Annotated in this window: 19 protein-coding genes and 1 tRNA gene; 7 read left to right on the top strand and 13 right to left on the bottom strand. The window is 63.6% G+C overall.

All coding sequences use genetic code 11. From position 1 onward, the window contains the following. Window positions 1-98 precede the first annotated feature (98 nt). From NKH43_RS14970 to NKH43_RS14960, 3 genes are all read left to right on the top strand, one after another. The gene (locus NKH43_RS14970) at window positions 99-506 is read left to right on the top strand and encodes a lysozyme inhibitor LprI family protein (protein ID WP_352858825.1); all 408 of its coding nucleotides are present in this window, start codon (window positions 99-101) and stop codon (window positions 504-506) included. Window positions 507-714: 208 nt separating this feature from the next. Continuing rightward, window positions 715-1,128: a hypothetical protein gene (locus NKH43_RS14965; protein WP_352858823.1), complete on the top strand. Its 414-nt coding sequence runs from the start codon at window positions 715-717 to the stop codon at window positions 1,126-1,128. Window positions 1,129-1,217: 89 nt separating this feature from the next. Continuing rightward, entirely contained in the window at window positions 1,218-1,589 is a 372-nt protein-coding gene (locus tag NKH43_RS14960; protein ID WP_352858821.1) for a DUF4087 domain-containing protein, read from the top strand. Between the two features lie 130 nt (window positions 1,590-1,719). Here the strand turns inward: NKH43_RS14960 and NKH43_RS14955 are convergent. The 9 genes from NKH43_RS14955 to NKH43_RS14915 all read right to left on the bottom strand — a co-directional run bounded on the left by NKH43_RS14955 (window position 1,720) and on the right by NKH43_RS14915 (window position 10,418). Next, window positions 1,720-1,804 (bottom strand) — tRNA-Leu (locus NKH43_RS14955). Between the two features lie 73 nt (window positions 1,805-1,877). Further along, a complete protein-coding gene (locus NKH43_RS14950; RefSeq protein ID WP_352858819.1) occupies window positions 1,878-2,498 on the bottom strand; it encodes a 2,3-bisphosphoglycerate-dependent phosphoglycerate mutase in 621 nt (206 codons plus the stop codon). A gap of 76 nt (window positions 2,499-2,574) precedes the next feature. Next, window positions 2,575-3,408, bottom strand: a complete 834-nt coding sequence (gene dapB / locus NKH43_RS14945) for a 4-hydroxy-tetrahydrodipicolinate reductase (RefSeq protein ID WP_352858817.1) — start codon at window positions 3,406-3,408, stop codon at window positions 2,575-2,577. Continuing rightward, window positions 3,405-5,264 carry an ABC transporter ATP-binding protein gene (locus NKH43_RS14940; RefSeq protein ID WP_352858815.1) on the bottom strand — a complete coding sequence of 620 codons (1,860 nt, stop codon included), beginning with the start codon at window positions 5,262-5,264 and terminating at the stop codon, window positions 3,405-3,407. The genes dapB and NKH43_RS14940 overlap by 4 nt, the downstream gene beginning before the upstream one ends. Before the next feature lie 119 nt (window positions 5,265-5,383). After that, window positions 5,384-6,409, bottom strand: coding sequence for a glucokinase (locus NKH43_RS14935; RefSeq protein ID WP_352858813.1), 1,026 nt, complete (start codon window positions 6,407-6,409; stop codon window positions 5,384-5,386). 122 nt (window positions 6,410-6,531) lie between these two features. Then, window positions 6,532-7,623: a penicillin-insensitive murein endopeptidase gene (gene mepA / locus NKH43_RS14930; RefSeq protein ID WP_352858812.1), complete on the bottom strand. Its 1,092-nt coding sequence runs from the start codon at window positions 7,621-7,623 to the stop codon at window positions 6,532-6,534. A 56-nt stretch (window positions 7,624-7,679) separates the two neighbouring features. Then, window positions 7,680-8,588, bottom strand: a complete 909-nt coding sequence (locus NKH43_RS14925) for an SDR family oxidoreductase (protein WP_352858810.1) — start codon at window positions 8,586-8,588, stop codon at window positions 7,680-7,682. Beyond that, window positions 8,585-9,745: a tRNA epoxyqueuosine(34) reductase QueG gene (gene queG / locus NKH43_RS14920; protein WP_352858809.1), complete on the bottom strand. Its 1,161-nt coding sequence runs from the start codon at window positions 9,743-9,745 to the stop codon at window positions 8,585-8,587. The genes NKH43_RS14925 and queG overlap by 4 nt, the downstream gene beginning before the upstream one ends. Continuing rightward, on the bottom strand, window positions 9,726-10,418 hold the full coding sequence (locus NKH43_RS14915) for a glutathione S-transferase family protein (protein WP_023678968.1): 693 nt from the start codon (window positions 10,416-10,418) through the stop codon (window positions 9,726-9,728). Before NKH43_RS14915 ends, queG begins: the two co-directional genes overlap by 20 nt. A gap of 161 nt (window positions 10,419-10,579) precedes the next feature. Here NKH43_RS14915 and NKH43_RS14910 point away from each other — a divergent pair, with 161 nt between their 5' ends. The 4 genes from NKH43_RS14910 to NKH43_RS14895 all read left to right on the top strand — a co-directional run bounded on the left by NKH43_RS14910 (window position 10,580) and on the right by NKH43_RS14895 (window position 12,715). After that, complete coding sequence (locus NKH43_RS14910) at window positions 10,580-11,386, top strand: undecaprenyl-diphosphate phosphatase (protein ID WP_352858807.1); 807 nt, start codon at window positions 10,580-10,582, stop codon at window positions 11,384-11,386. Further along, the gene (locus tag NKH43_RS14905; protein ID WP_352858805.1) at window positions 11,298-11,705 is read left to right on the top strand and encodes an NAD(P)-binding protein; all 408 of its coding nucleotides are present in this window, start codon (window positions 11,298-11,300) and stop codon (window positions 11,703-11,705) included. The genes NKH43_RS14910 and NKH43_RS14905 overlap by 89 nt, the downstream gene beginning before the upstream one ends. Beyond that, a complete protein-coding gene (locus NKH43_RS14900) occupies window positions 11,702-12,094 on the top strand; it encodes an NAD(P)-binding domain-containing protein (RefSeq protein WP_352858844.1) in 393 nt (130 codons plus the stop codon). Before NKH43_RS14905 ends, NKH43_RS14900 begins: the two co-directional genes overlap by 4 nt. Window positions 12,095-12,244: 150 nt before the next feature. Next, a complete protein-coding gene (locus NKH43_RS14895) occupies window positions 12,245-12,715 on the top strand; it encodes an NAD(P)/FAD-dependent oxidoreductase (protein WP_352858803.1) in 471 nt (156 codons plus the stop codon). Between the two features lie 115 nt (window positions 12,716-12,830). On the opposite strand, the gene NKH43_RS14890 is transcribed toward NKH43_RS14895, so the two are convergent. The 4 genes from NKH43_RS14890 to rsmI all read right to left on the bottom strand — a co-directional run bounded on the left by NKH43_RS14890 (window position 12,831) and on the right by rsmI (window position 15,701). Beyond that, window positions 12,831-13,106: a metallothionein gene (locus tag NKH43_RS14890; protein WP_352495436.1), complete on the bottom strand. Its 276-nt coding sequence runs from the start codon at window positions 13,104-13,106 to the stop codon at window positions 12,831-12,833. A 44-nt stretch (window positions 13,107-13,150) separates the two neighbouring features. Then, the gene (locus NKH43_RS14885) at window positions 13,151-14,110 is read right to left on the bottom strand and encodes a complex I NDUFA9 subunit family protein (RefSeq protein ID WP_352858801.1); all 960 of its coding nucleotides are present in this window, start codon (window positions 14,108-14,110) and stop codon (window positions 13,151-13,153) included. Window positions 14,111-14,404: 294 nt separating this feature from the next. Further along, complete coding sequence (locus tag NKH43_RS14880; protein ID WP_023718831.1) at window positions 14,405-14,782, bottom strand: YraN family protein; 378 nt, start codon at window positions 14,780-14,782, stop codon at window positions 14,405-14,407. Further along, entirely contained in the window at window positions 14,775-15,701 is a 927-nt protein-coding gene (gene rsmI, locus NKH43_RS14875; protein WP_352858799.1) for a 16S rRNA (cytidine(1402)-2'-O)-methyltransferase, read from the bottom strand. Before rsmI ends, NKH43_RS14880 begins: the two co-directional genes overlap by 8 nt. Window positions 15,702-15,767: the final 66 nt, after the last annotated feature.

The raw sequence follows: 15,767 nt of genomic DNA, 5'->3' as shown, positions 1-15,767 counted from the left end.
ATGGGCACGGCCGACCGTGGCAATGACGGATAGCTGAAGAGAACATAGGTCGGGGCTGAGTAACTTAAGAGCTTGATCGCAACCGGAAAGGGAAATCGATGAAAATAGCGATATTGACTGCTGCCGTGGTTCTGGCTGCGCCGACATTCGCCCTTGCCAAGGACAAGTGCGCCGATGCCAAGGATCAGGCCACCATGAACCAGTGCTTCGGTGCCGAGTTCCAGAAATCCGACAAGAAGCTCAATGAGCTTTACAAGCAGATCGAAGCCCGCCTGAAGGACGATGCGGATACCAAGAAGCTTCTTGTTCAGGCACAGCGGGATTGGGGCAAGTTTCGCGACGCGGAATGCAGTTTCCAGACCGCAGGCGCGGCCGGAGGAAGCATGATGCCAATGCTCATCGCGCAGTGCATGGACGGCCTGACGCAATCCCGTGTCAAAGGTTTCGAAGGCTATCTGAAATGCCAGGAAGGCGACGTGAGCTGCCCTGTTCCGGCCGCGAACTGACACGTGCCACAGCTGATCTGATCACGATGATGTCGGCGGCGAGCGTGATGTCGCAGCCAGACATGAAAGGATGCGAGGGGCATCATCATTGCGTGAGAGACTTGAAGGAGGTGGATGGACCGTGAAACCCTATAAATCGTCACTCGCAATGACGATTGCGGCATCTGTACTGTTGGCATGTGTCGTGCCGGCAACAGCCCAGACTGACATGAGCTTCGACGTCAACGTCACGCTGTCCAAGAAGGCAGCTGCCAAGCTCGCGGCTGAAAAGGAGGGGATCGTTGTCTTCGCCTCCTATTACGGCGACCCGAAGAGGAGCGCCGAGAAGCGCGTAAACGAAATTGGCCAGATCGATCTCACGCCGCAGGACGAAGAGGTGGAGATACCGGGTACAGCGGGCCACGCCCACGTCAGCGGCGCAAAGGTCGACGCGAAGCGTCTCCCCTGGCTTGCCGGGCCGGCCAAGGTCAACGTCAACGTTGCGTCGGCGCGCAAGAGCAGTCCGGACAATCTGCTCAGCTGCGATTTCATCGACGGTCCACTAGGCGATGTCCAAGGGAAGCCTGTGACGCTTCATTGCGGATTGATCGAAGAAAATGTGGACACGAAGTTGAGGCCATAAGGCTTACAAAGTCATGTCGCCTCGTTACCGGCGTCAACGCAGATCGTCGACGGGCATGACCTGCTTTATTTCAGGGAGGTGAAGATTTCATGCGCCCACTATTCGCTACCTGTTTTTGCCTGGCCATCATGTCCTTGCCCGCCGCCGCCTATGCCGAGCGCCGTTGTGGCTGGTACTCCAGCCCGACACCCGGCAACCTCGTCCTGACCGACAGTGACGGGGATTGGTGGATCCAGATGCAGGGGCGACCGGATCCCAGTGGCATCGACAATGTGCCGGCCTTTGACGAGCGGCAATTCGTCGAGACCAATGTGCCTGGTTCGGGCCACGGTTACGGATGCGCGTGCATGACCGTCGTAACCAACGCCAAGCAGCAAAGGATCACCAGAGTGATCTCGGGCGAAATCCTTCCGCTAGCGCGCTGTCGCAACGACGGATCGCTACCTACCCCGGACGGATAATTGTTGGATATCTTGTGGATGCCATGGCTGACGGTAGGGCAGCCTAGAGCATTGGATCAAGAAAAAGCCCGGCAAAACGGGCTTTTTCTTGGGTCTCTGAAACCGCATCAATCGGTCCGAAACGGGAATTTGGTGCCCAGAAGAGGACTCGAACCTCCACTCCTTGCGGAACACGGACCTGAACCGTGCGCGTCTACCAATTCCGCCATCTGGGCTGGTGCGCGCTCATTAAGCGGGCGAGGGATGAGTGTCAACGCGCTTTTTTGAAAGCCGCGTTGCTTCTCCGCCTCAGCCCTCCAGCACTTCCTTCGATGCCACCGTCGAATCGGCGTTGAGCGTGTAGATGATCGGTACGCCGGTGCCGAGCTCGAGCTTGACGATCTCCTCGCCCGATTTGCCGTCCAGCGCCATGATCAGCGCGCGCAGCGAATTGCCGTGTGCCGCCACCAGCACGGTGCCGCCGCGCAGCACATGCGGTTGCAGATCGTGCAGGTAATAGGGCCAGACGCGCGCGCCGGTGTCCTTCAGGCTTTCACCGCCGGGCGGCGGCACGTCATAGGAGCGGCGCCAGACATGCACCTGCTCCTCGCCCCATTTCTTGCGCGCATCATCCTTGTTGAGGCCGGAGAGATCGCCATAGTCGCGCTCGTTCAGCGCCTGATCGCGAATGGTCTCGAGATCGCTCTGGCCAACGGCGTCGAGAATATGCTGGCAGGTCTTCTGCGCCCGGATCAGCGACGACGTGAAGGCGATGTCGAACTTCATGCCGCGCGCCCTGAGCTTGGCGCCGGCCGCCTTGGCTTCGGCATGGCCCAGTTCGGTCAGGTCGACGTCGCGCCAGCCGGTAAATAGGTTCTTCAGGTTCCATTCGCTCTGGCCGTGGCGCACGAGCACGAGAGTTCTCGACATATTTGCTCCTTCAAATCTTGTGGATCAGCTAACTCTTGTGGATCAGCCAAATCTGTGGATCAGCCAAATCTGTGGATCAGCTTGTCAGGCCGAGCACGTCCCGCATCGAATAGAGGCCCGGCTTGCGGCCGCGCGCCCACAGGGCTGCCTTGACCGCGCCGCGGGCAAAGATCGCCCGGTCCTCGGCATGATGGGCAAGCGTGATGCGCTCGCCGGTACCGGCCAGCACCACACTGTGGTCGCCGACCACCGAGCCGCCACGCAAGCTGGCGAAACCGATCGAGCCTGCCTTGCGCACGCCGGTATGGCCGTCGCGCACGCGAACATCGTTGCCGGCAAGTGCTACGCCGCGCCCGGCAGCGGCGGCCTCGCCGAGCAGCAGCGCCGTGCCCGACGGCGCATCGACCTTGTGCCGGTGGTGCATTTCCAGGATCTCGATGTCGAAATCGTCGGCATCGAGCGCGCGCGCCGCCTGCTCCACCAGCACCGCCAGCAGATTGACGCCGAGGCTCATATTGCCTGACTTGACGATCGTCGCGTGCCGCGCGGCGGCCGCGATCCTGGCGTTGTCTTCGGCCGAACAGCCGGTGGTGCCGATGATGTGGGCGATGCGCGCCTGCGCCGCGTAGCCGGCCAATTCGACGGTCGCTGCCGGGGTGGTGAAATCGAGTACGCCGTCGGCCTTGGCGAAGGCCGGCAGCGGATCGTCCCCGATCGCCACGCCGAGCCGGCCGACGCCGGCCAGCTCGCCGGCATCCTTGCCGATATGGGGCGATCCGGCCGGCGCGATGGCGCCGGCGACACGCGCGCCCGGTATGGTGTGGATGGCGCGGATCAGCGCCTGGCCCATGCGACCGGCCGCGCCGACCACCACCAGGCCCATTTCACTAACGGTCGGCGTGTCACTCATGAATGTCTCCCGGCCGCCTTTTTCGCGCGGACATGTTGCGCCGCAGTCTGGATTGGCTTGGGGTCATCGACAAGCCCCAGCCCTTTCCTGCCTTGCACCCGGTGGAACCGCGCATAGACGCTGTGCGGGTCGGCCATCAACGAGGCGTGCGTGCCCTGTTCGACCAGCCGGCCCTGCTCCAGCACGATGATATGGTCGGCATTGACCACCGTCGACAGCCGGTGCGCGATGACAATGGTGGTGCGCCCTTCCATGACATGGGTCAGCGCTTCCTGGACGCGGGCCTCGGCCTCGTTGTCGAGCGCCGAGGTGGCTTCGTCGAGCAGCAGGATCGGCGCCTGCCGAACGATGGCGCGGGCAATCGATACGCGCTGGCGCTGGCCGCCCGACAGCGTCACGCCGTTCTCGCCGACGGGCGTGTCGTAGCCTTGCGGCTGCTGGCGAATGAAATCGTCGGCCGCGGCCTGTTGGGCGGCGCGTTCAATCTCGGCGTCGGTGGCGCTCAGCCTGCCGTAGCGGATGTTGTCGCGGATGGTGCCTTCGAACAGATAAGGCTGCTGCGAAACATAGGCGATCGAGCCGCGCAGCGAATGCTTGGTGACCTTTGAAATGTCCTGGCCATCGATATCGATGCTGCCCGACTCGACGTCGTAGAAGCGCTGCAGCAGCGCAACCAGCGTCGTCTTGCCGGCGCCCGAAGCTCCGACGATGGCAGTCACCTTGCCGGCAGCGGCGACAAAGCTCAGATCCTGCAGGACCGGCGCCTCTTCGACATAGCGGAAGGACACATTGTTGAAGCGCACTTCGCCAGAGGTGAATTTCGCCTCGGCGGCTCCCGGCACGTCACCCTGCTGCGGCTCGAGGTCGAGAAGCTCGTAGATCATGCGCGCATTGACCAGCGACTTTTCCATGCCGACCTGCATACGCGCCAGCCGCCTGGCGGGGTCATAGGCAAGCAGCAGGGCGGTGATGAAGGCAAACACGGCGCCCGGCGGTTGGCCGCCGACAGTCGCCCGGTAGCCGGAATAGGCGATGACGCCGGCGACGGCGAAGCCGGCCAGCATTTCGGAGATCGGCGTCAGCCGTTCCGAGACGCGGGCGATCTTGTTTGCCCGCTGCTCGGCGCCCGCGACGAGGCCGCCGATGCGGCGCGACAGCTCGTCTTCCAGAGTGAAGGCCTTGACGATAGCGATGCCTTGCGTCGCTTCCTGCATCGCGCCGATCAGCCGCGAGTTGATCTGCACCGATTCGCGAGTGATGCGACGTACCCGGCGCATCAGATAGGTGACACTGTAAATTAAAGGCGGCCCGATCAGCAGCGACATCGCCGAGAGCACCGGGTCCTGCCAGATCATGACGCCGACCAGCGCGACAAGCGATACGGCATCGCGTGCCAGCGATGTCAGCGTCATCGACAGGAGATCGCGGATACCGTTGACGTTCTCGTTGATCTGCGCGGCGAGCCGGCCCGAGCGGGTGTCGTTGAAGAAGCTGACGCCGAGCTTCATCAGATGGCCGAAGATGCGGCGCTGATAACGCGCCACCAGATTGTTGCCGATTTTGGCCAGCGTCACTGCTTGGCCGTAGCTGGCCAGCCCGCGCAGCATGAAGGCGGCCAGGATCGACACGCTGATCAGCGCGATAAGATCGCCGCGCTGTTGGTAGAAGATCTGATCGATGACATCCTTCATGATCCAGGCTGTGAACGCGGTCGTCGCCGCGATCGTCACCAGGCACAGCACGGCAAGAGCATAGTACCAGCGGTAATCGCGGCTGTTCTCGGCGATGATGCGGCGGATCACCGCCACGATCTCGCTGGGACGGACTTTCCCTTTGGTTGGTGCTGGAAGTGTCAAGTTGGAGCGCTTTGTGGTTTTGGTTCGGCCGGGCTGCAATTCGGCAACGTCTTAACGCCGCAATGACGGCTTGCCTATGGCCGGGAATGGCGAAACTTCGTCGCGGCGCAGCGTGTATCCTAGACCCGCCAGCGCCGCCCCGCCGTCTGCACGCCGAACAGCGACGGATTTCTGGCATAGGCGGCCAGCCCTAAAAGCGCCGCCAGCGGATGGGTGATGACATAGACCGGCATGCTGCGCATCAGGGCGCTGTGCGGCGCCTTGTCCTCGAAGGCGGCGCGGAAACTGCCGGTGCGCAGTGCCGGCAGGATTTTTTGCGCGATGCCGCCGGTGAGAAACACGCCGCCGCGGCTCATGAACACCAGAGCGAGATCGCCGGCGGTGCGCCCCAGGCAGGTGACGAAGATCGACAGCGCCTCTTCGGCTACCGGATCGTTCTTTGCCAGCGCCGCGGCGGTGATCTCGGCGGGCGTGGTAAAGGGCGACGGCTTGCCGTCCGTCTTGGCCACCGCCCGGTAGGCATTGACCAGGCCGCGCCCGGACAGGATCTGTTCGCCGGAGATGCGGCCCTCGAGCTTCTCGATATGCGGAAACACCTGGAAATCGCGCGGCGAGCGCGGGCCGATATCCATATGGCCGCCCTCGCCGGGCACCGGTATCCAGTGATGCAGCGCATAGACCAGCCCGGCGACGCCGAGCCCGGTTCCCGGGCCGAGCACCACCCGCCCGGAATTCGGTTCCGGCGCGTCACCGCCGATCTTTTCCATATGCTCTTCGCCGAGCGCGACGACGGCCAGCGCCTGCGCCTCGAAGTCGTTGAGCACCACGACGTCGCTGAGACCGAGACTGGCGAACATCTGTCTCGGCTTGACGATCCATGGGCAATTGGTAAGCGGGATCTCGTCGCTTTCGACAGGACCGGCTACCGCCAGCACAGCTGAATTCGGCCGGACCGACGAGCGGTCGAGCACGGCCGACTGGATCGCCTCGTCGATCGTATTGAAGTTGGCGGTCTGGACGATCGTCGGCTCGCCGGCTTCGGAATTCGCGTCGAGCACGATCGAGAAGCGCGCATTGGTGCCGCCTATGTCGCCGATCAGAATCGGAAACCGTAACAGAGTGTCGTCGTCGCTTACGCCTGGCATGCTTCTCGTCCGTTCCCGACGCGTATCGCCGTTCTCTCGTTGACTAGCGCATGACCGCAAAAAGGGAAATCGGTTTTCGAAGTGGAGATGCACGGATGCAGACAGCGAACACGCTGCCCGCATCAGTGCCCCGGTCGTGGCCGCGGCAGCGGAATGCGGATCTCGGGGGTCGCCACAAAGGCGTTCGCCGAGGCCGGAAGCGCTGCCGCGCCGGCTGCGACCGTCGGCGGCGGCGAAGGCTCTGCCGCGGGAGCGGGTACGGCCGCGATCGGCACGCCGTCGCCATAATAGGTGACTGCTTCCGCCGAGGCCGGAGCCGGCGCGTCGAGCACGAACTGGCATTGCCTGGGCAGGTTCGCCATCGTCATCACGTCGCGTGCCTTCGGCTTGTCCGGATTCTTGTTGGGGCGCCACGGCTCCTCGGTGAACCACCAGGCCAGCGCCTGGTCGCAGCCATCGCCTGGCGCCGTCGCTTCCTGCGCCTTGCAGTCGGGTGACCCAGGCTGGCAGCCGATACGAATGTGGAAGTGGTAATCGTGGCCCCAGAACGGCCTGAGCTTGCGCAACCAGCTGCGGTCGCCTTTGACCGTGTCGCAGAGCTTCTTCTTGATCCCTGGATTGACCAGGATGCGCTCGACTTCGGGATAGCTCGCGGCGCGCCTCAACAGCCGCGTGTGCATCGGCGTCCACAGCCCGTCCTTCACCAGATGGGTCTTTTCATCGACCATCAAGGTAGCGCTAATGTTTTCGCGCTCTTCGGTCGAAAGCTTGCGGTCGGGCATCGGCGTCAGCCAGATGTCGGCGTCGAGGCCGATCTGGTGCGAGGCATGGCCGGTAAGCATCGGTCCGCCGCGCGGTTGCGAGATGTCGCCGATCAACAGGCCCGGCCAGCCGTCGGCCGCGGCATCGCGCGATAGTTTCTCGATCATCGCGATCATCGCCGGATGGCCCCAACGGCGGTTGCGCGACGGTCGCATCACCTCCCAGTGCCGGCCGTCCATGGGCAGGGCGACGCCGCCGGAAAAACAGCCTTTGGAATAAAAGCCGATCGATTGCGCTGCTGCGAGTGCCGGCAGCTTTTTGGCGCCGAACAGCTCTTTTGCCCGTTGCTCGGCGCTCGCCGTTTGCGCGGCAAGCGTTAGGCCGGCGACGGCCAGTGCTGCCGTCAGCAGCAGTGTTTTTCCCGGCAAGGCTCGCTTTAACGTCTTCCCCAAGCTGGACCCCTCCGCGATTTGAACCGCATCATACCACGCCCCGCGCAACGTATCGATCACGACCGTTTCATCGGACTGCGCGCCTCGCCGTCGCGCCAGTCGCCGCTCGCCCACATGGCGTCGAGAGCCGAGCGGTAGTCGGGGAAGCGAAAGCCATAGCCGGCCGCCTTGATCGCTGCGTTGGTGACACGTTTGTTCTCGCCATAGAAAGATCGCGCCATGGGCGAAAGTTGGGCGGTCTCGAACGGAATTTCGGGCGGCGGCTCGATGCCCATCAACTTGGCGGCATAGGCGACAACGTCCTGCGGCGGCGCCGGCAGGTCGTCGGTGACGTTGAAGATGCCGCCGCGATCGCCTTCGGCTAGATGCCAGAGCGCGCCGGCAATATCGTCGCAATGGATGCGGTTGAACACCTGGCCCGGCTTGACCAGTCGCCGGGCGGTGCCGTTTTCGAGATTGACCAGGGCGTTGCGGCCCGGCCCATAAATGCCGGAAAGCCGCAGGATCGCCACCGGCCGGTGGATGTCGTGGCCCAGTTGCAGCCAATCCTGCTCGGCTGCGACACGCATCACCGACCGCTTCGACAAAGGCCGGCATTCGGCGGCCTCGTCCACCCAGTTGCCGCCATGGTCGCCATAGACGCCGACGGTGGAGAGATAGGCGATCCATTCGAGCTCCGGCATGTTGGCCGCGATCACCTCGCGTGACGCGCCCAGCACCGAGTCGCCGGCCTCGTCCGGCGCGACCGAGACGACGAGATGGGTTGTCTTCCCAAGCGCATCGCCGATTTCGGAGGTCAGCGTGCCATCGAAACGCAGCGGCACGATACCGGCTTGCCGCAGCGCCGCGAATTTTTCCAGCGACCGTGTTGTACCGAAGATCGGTGTGTCGGCATCCCTGTTGGCGCGGGCGAAGGCCTTGCCCGAATAACCGGCGCCGAAGATGAAAATCTGCTTTTTTGTCATGTATGGGCCTCGATCGGCTTTGGCAGGGCCAGAAGCCATTCGCCTCTTACCGCCTCGTCACCTTCTACTTGCAAAGCGGCTGCGGCACGTTCGGCAAATTCCTGACCCGGCACTAGCCGCGACAGCGCCCATACCGCGGCGCCGCGAACCAGCGGCGAGGCATCGTCGAGCAGCGCGCGGACGGCGCCGGCCAGCGACAAGTCCTGGGAATTGCCGGCCGCGATCAGCACGTTGCGGATAAAACGGTCGCGGCCGATGCGCTTGACCGGCGAGCCCGAAAAAAGCGCGCGGAAGGCAGCGTCGTTCAGGCAAAGCAGCTCGGCGAGCGGCGGTTCGCGCAAGTCCGCGCGGGCGGCAAGCTTAGCCTCGGAGGCAGCTTGGGCGAACTTGTTCCACGGACAGGCGGCCAGGCAGTCGTCGCAGCCGTAGATGCGATTGCCGATCTTTTCCCGGAACTCATGTGGGATCGGTCCTTTGTTCTCGATGGTGAGGTATGAAATGCAGCGCCGCGCATCGAGCCGGTAAGGCGCCGGAAAGGCGTCCGTCGGGCAGGCGTCGAGACAGGCGCGGCAGGAGCCGCAATGATCGTCCTCAGGCGCGTCCGGCAACAGCTCGGCCGTCGTGAAGATGGTGCCGAGGAACAGCCAGGAACCATGGGCGCGGCTGACCAGGTTGGTGTGCTTGCCTTGCCAGCCGAGGCCGGCCGCCTCGGCCAGCGGCTTTTCCATCACCGGCGCGGTGTCGACAAACACTTTGACGTCGCCGCCGGTGCGCGCCACGAGCTTGCCGGCGATCGCCTTCAGCCGGCCTTTCATCACGTCATGATAATCGCGGTTCTGCGCATAGGCGGAGATCGCGCCGCGGTCGCGCTTTGTCTGGATGTCGCGCGGGTCGTGGTCGGGGCCGTAATTCATCGCCAGCACGATGATCGAGCGGACCTCCGGCCAAAGCGCCGTCGGTTTGCCTCGCCGCTCGAGCGTTTCGGCAATCCAGTCCATCGATCCGTGAAAGCCGTCGGCAACGAATTCGGCTAGCCGGGCCGGCGCCTGCGGGATCGCATCGGGCGTCGTGACGGCAACAGCTTCGAAGCCGGCGTTCCGCGCCTCGCGGTCGATGAGCGCGCGCAGCTTTGCCGCGTCAGAAATCGAGGTCCGCATAATGTGACACCGGCGACAGGCCGCGCACCCGGTCGGACAGAAGCGGCCGGAACGAAGGCCGTGATTTCACCCTAGTATACCATTCGCGCGCAGCGCTGTGTTCGCGCCAGTCGATCTCGCCGAGATAGTCGAGCACCGACAGTGCCGCCGCCGCCGCGAGATCGGCATAGGTGACCTTGTTGCCGGCCAGCCAATGACGGGTGCCGGCTAGCCAGTTGGTGTATTTCATGTGCTGGCGGATATTGGCGCGGGCGGCGCGGATCGCCGCCGAATCGGGCGAGCCGCCGCCCGCCGTTTCCGGCATGACCGGCTTCAGAACGCGCTCGCGCACCAGGTGCCGGGTAACCTCGCTTTCCGCCTTGTTGAGGTACCAGTCGGTCAGCCGGCGGATTTCGGCGCGCTCCATCGGATCCTCGGCGAATAGCCGCTTGTCGCGCTTGAGTACGCCGCGCGTCTCGTCGAGATATTCGGCAATGACCACTGCGCCGACGATCGGCACGTCGCCTTCGGCGAGCAGGATCGGCAGCGTGCCGGCCGGGTTCAGCGCCAGGAACTCCTTGCGCCGCGTCCACGGCTTCTCTTCGATCAGTGCCAGTTCCTCGCCATACTCGCCAAAGGCGAGGCGGACGAAGCGGCAGCTGGCGAACATCGGATGGTGGAAAAGCGTCAGCATGGTCCCGCGATAATAGAGCGCACTGGCAAATCGCCGGCTGCGCCGGTAAGTCTTGGCCGCCCGATTCAGGGGCTGTCAGGGTGCTGCGACCTATAGGGGGAGTTCCGCGCCGTGACAAGCAAGCCGTTTTCTCAAGCCCTCCCTCCAACGCCGAGGTTGCCATGGAAAGCCAGACCGTCGTCGAAGCGCTGCTGCTCGGCATGCTCGAGGGCCTGACCGAGTTTATTCCGGTGTCTTCGACCGGTCATATCCTGCTCGCCGGCCATTTCCTCGGCTTTCATTCGACCGGCAAGGCCTTCGAGATCCTGATCCAGCTCGGCGCCATATTGGCGATCCTCAGCGTCTATTTCCGCCGGCTCTGGAAGATGCTGCTCGAACTGCCATACGATCGGCTGACGCGGCATTTCGTCCTTGGCATTCTCATCGCGTTCCTGCCGGCGGCCGTCGTCGGCGCGCTGGCGCATGATTTCATCAAGACGGTGCTGTTCGAATCGCCGCGGCTGATCTGCATCATGCTGATCATCGGCGGCGTCATCCTGCTGCTGGTCGATCGCATGAAGCCGAAGCCATATTACCACGATGTCGAGCGGTTCCCGACCAGGCTCTATCTGCAGATCGGGCTGTTCCAGTGCTTGTCGCTGATCCCCGGCACATCGCGCTCGGGTTCGACCATCGTCGGCGCGCTGCTGCTCGGGGTCGACAAACGGGCGGCGGCGGAATTCTCCTTCTTCCTTGCCATCCCGACCATGGTCGGCGCCTTCGCCTTCGACCTGTTCAAGAACCGCAATGTGCTGAGCAGTGCCGACCTGCCCATCATCGCCGTCGGCTTGGTCGCTGCCTTCGTCACCGCGCTAATCGTCGTGCGCTTCCTGCTCGACTATGTCTCGCGCCATGGCTATGCGCTGTTCGGCTGGTGGCGGCTGGTCGTGGGCATCGTCGGCCTGGCGGGGCTGGCAATCTGGGGGTGAGCCGGCGCGGATAGCGCAATCCCAGCCGGAACTCTGTTCTTGCCCGAAGCCGAGCCATACGATCTTGTGGACGTATGGTTGGCAGGGGGAATGCATGAGCGAAGTTCTTGACGCCCTCGTTATTGGCGCCGGTCCGGCGGGGCTCGGCGTCAGCTACTTCTTGAAACGGCAGGGCCGCGACCACCGTGTGCTCGATCGAGGCCGGATCGGCGAAACGTGGCGAACGCAGCGATGGAATTCGTTTCGACTGAATTCGCCGACCATTCGCTCCATCTTACCCGGTGATCCTACGAGGGGCCGGAGCCCTGGGGCGCGATAACCCACCACGAATTTGTCGCGTATCTCGAAGGCTATGCCGAGCGGCACCGCCTGCCGGTAAGCACCCAAACTCCGGTTCAAGAGCTGACGAGAGACGATGGGATCTTTCGCGTCACTACGGCGGCTCGTGGCGTGCTTCTGGCGCGCAATGTGGTGATCGCCACCGGCGACCAGAACCGACAGGTCCGGCCACCAGGGTCGGCGGACTTGCCGGCGGCAGTTCGCCAAGTCGATTCTTCGGCTTATCGCAACCCGGCCGAGTTCGAGAATGGCGCGGTGCTGGTGGTCGGCAGCGGCCAGTCGGGCGGCCAGATCGCCGAGGATCTGGCGGTGGCCGGACGTGCGGTCTTTTTGGCGACCAGCCGCAACGGCCGTTGGGTGCGGCGCTAGCGCGGGGGCAACATACTTAAATGGCTGACGCTGTCCGGTTTTCTCGACGTTCCGCGCAAGGAACTCGTCCTCCCCTCCGGCAAGCTGCAGGCCCGCGCGCTGGTCGGCGCGACCCATACAATCAGCCTGCAATCGCTGAGTGCACAGGGCGTGGTGCTGCTCGGCCGCTTCAGGGGCGTGGAGAATGGCAGCCTCGTCTTCGGCGACGAACTCGACGACCATATGCGATTTGCCGACGAGGTTTCGGCGAATGCCAAGCGCCTGGTCGACGAGTACATTGAGCGCGCCGGCCTCGATGCGCCCCTGGCCGAGGATGATCCAGCCGAGACGGTTGCCCCGCGCTTGCCCGATCCTCCGATCCGCTCCCTCGACTGGACGGCGAGCGGCATCAGATCAGTGATCTGGTGCACGGGTTTCACCGGCGATTTCTCATGGGTCCGGCTTCCTGGCGCGCTCGATGCGGCCGGCCAGCCCGTCCACGAGGATGGCGTCGGCGCTGTTCCAGGTCTCTTTTTCGCCGGCCTCGATTTCGGGTCGACACGGAAATCGGGCACCATACCGGCCATTCCAGAGGAGGTGGCTGGCATTGTGGAGCGACTTGTCCAGGTGCGGCGGCCTTGACCTCGGCGCGTCTGGACCTCGGCTGGTCGTCGTCGGGCTGACAGCACTGGCCATATAGGGATGAGCCGGCCCAGTCATTCGGAATGGTCGCCCTGGAGACGCCAAAGGAGGTGCATCAAGGCGCGCGATCGGTCAGCGCGCTCGCACCTTCCTCAGCGGCGCAATGTGCGCAGCAGTAGATGATGTCATCCTGTTCGACGCCATGTCCGATGATCCGGCATCCGCAATGCGGACACGTCGGAGCAAGTTTCTGGACCGCGCATTCGAAGCTGTCGAATGTGTAGGTCTCCTCGGCCATCGTCACTTTGAAAGCCTTGTCGTAGTCATTCCCGCATTGATCGCATCTGGCCATGGTTCTTTTCCTTCTTTCATTGGCTTCAAGCTCGACCAACCTGTCGCGCGGCGATAGGTTCCCGCCAGGATCAGAGGGCCGTCCTAAGGCGGAGACGAGCGCGAGCCTACGCCACGGCGCTGTTCGATCACGCGGATCACCTCGTCGATATCCCGCGGCTCGATGTCGAGTTCCCTCAGGCCCGGCGCGTCAATTGCTGCCACATTATCCTGACGCATAAGATCGATCTGGTTGCGCGTTATGGGGGTAGCCGGGAGGAGTTCCGCGACGCCAGCCAAGGCGTTCCATACAGCAAACGGCACCGGCATCAGCTTTACGTGCGTATCGAGCTGTCGGGCGATCTCCCGAAGCAGTTCCTTATAGGTATAGATACGCGGGCCCCCGAATTCGAATATGGATGAACCCTTGTGGCTTCGCCCGTCGATCAGCCGGCTCACTGCTTCCGCGACGTCGGCCACATAGACCGGCTGAAGCCGTGTGCCACCATCGCCGAACAGCGGATAGACCGGCAGGAGGCGTATCAGCCTCACAATGGTCGTGAGGAAAGCGTCGTCAGGTCCTGTCATGACGGCGGGACGCACAATGAAAGCGCCGGGAAATGCGTTTCCCACGGCAACTTCTCCGCGCCCACGTGCCCTTATATAATTCGAATCCGATTGAGGATCGGAGCCGATCCCTGAAATCTGGACGAACTGATCGATCTCGACCTTGCGCGACACGGCAGCGAGATCGGCCGCGGCTTTCACATGGACGCGTTCAAAGGTCTGGACGCCCTGCTCGACGTAAAGACTGATAGCATTCACGACCGCCTGTGATCCGGTAATGGCCGACCCAATCGAGGACGCATCCAATATATCCGCCTCGACTGCTTCGGGCATCCTTGTAATCGAGGAAAAGACCAGGGCCACGCGAGCCGGATGGCGAGATGCGGCGCGCACCGTGAAACCCCTTTCCAGGAGCCGCGTCACGATCCTGCGCCCGAGAAAGCCAGTTCCGCCGAACACGGTGACGATCCGTTCCTGGTTGAGATCGTCAGGATCCATTTGCCTCGCCATCCCTTGTCCTCGCACGCCTGCCACGAGGACTGCCCTGATCGGCATTTGAACCAGCCCGTCGAACATCAGGACGGTTGGAGAACAACGCAGGAACGCTTTTGTTCCAGTCAGTGCTGGGCGGAGACCAGGTCGACAAACCGATCGATTGAGCGAATCCAGGTGAGCGTCGGCACATGATCCAGGCAGCAAATGGCGCTACTTGCTTGTTCCCATCGACGAGACGACAGGCAATCGAATCTGAACCGGAGATCGCGGCAAAACCGACCCCACTTCGGGAATGACCTAGTTCCCCCCGTAAAAAACGTTCTCGACATGCACCGGCCAGCGCCACGGCAATACCGCCACCATGTCGAAGCGCACCGATAATTTTCCGTAGTCGGATTGGCGCGACAGCCAGAAATCGGCCGCGCCTTCGATGCGGCGCTCCGATTCGCGGCCGACGGCCTCCATCGCCTCGATCAGCGTACGGCGTGCCTTGACCTCGACGATCAGCACCAAATCGCCACGCCGCGCGATCAGGTCGATCTCGCCAAACCTGGTACGGTGGCGGCGGGCAAGAATCCGGTAGCCCTTCAGCATCAGCGCCGCCGCCGCCAGCCATTCACCGTGATGGCCGCGCCGGTAGGCCTTTTGCCGGCTGGCGCTCCGCCGTTCAGCCATCGCGGTCTCCGCCGGCCCCGTCTCTTCCGGCATTCCTGAGGTCGAGCAGCCGTCGGTAGAGCGTCTGTTTTTGGCCACCCGTCATCTTGGCGGCTTCCGCCGCCGCCTTGGAGGCCGGCATCTCGGCCGCCAGCGAAAGCAGCAGCCGGTCGATGTCTTCAGGCTCATCAGCGACCGCATCGGCCGGGCCGACGCAGATGACGATTTCGCCCTTAGGCGTATCGGCTGCCGCGTAATGGCCGGCGAGTGACTGCAGGGTGCCGGTCCGCATCTCCTCGAAAGTCTTGGTCAGCTCGCGGCCGATCGCCGCCTTGCGGTCGCCGCCCAGCACCTCGACCATGGCACTGAGCGTCTCGGCCAGCCGGCGCGGCGATTCGAAGAAGATCAACGTTGCCGGCACCGCCTTCAGCGCTTCCAGCCGCGTCAGCCGCTGGCCGGTCTTCACCGGCAGGAAGCCGGCAAACAGAAAGGCGTCCGAAGGCAGGCCGGATGCCGTCAGAGCGGCAAGTGGCGCCGACGGTCCGGGGATCGGCACGACACGAATGCCGCGTTCCAGCGCCTCGCCAACCAGCCGGTAGCCGGGATCGGAGATGAGCGGTGTGCCGGCATCAGAGATCAGCGCTACGCTCTGCCCGGCCAGCAGTGCCACGATCAGCTTCGGCCCGGCCTCGGCGGCATTGTGCTCGTGATAGGCGGTGGTGCGGCGGCGGATGCCGTAGCGGTCGAGCAGGACGCGCGAAACACGCGTGTCCTCGCAGGCGACGATATCTGCGGCGGCGAGCGTTTCCAGCGCGCGCAGCGTGATGTCGGCGAGATTGCCGATCGGCGTAGCCACCAGATAGAGCGCCGGCTCGAGCGGCCGGGCGGCGATCTCGGTCTGCCCGACCACATAACTGCGTTTGGCCAATTCGCCGGTCACCTGCACAACTCCGTTCGACCCTGTTTGGCACGGCTCACGCCTGGTTGCAAAAGCCTGGGTTGCAAA

It is taken from the genome of Mesorhizobium sp. M1163, from assembly GCF_040318415.1.
Classification (GTDB): Bacteria; Pseudomonadota; Alphaproteobacteria; order Rhizobiales; family Rhizobiaceae; genus Mesorhizobium.
Note: the sequence above shows the minus strand (reverse complement) of the source record. Positions and strands in the feature narration are given on the sequence as shown.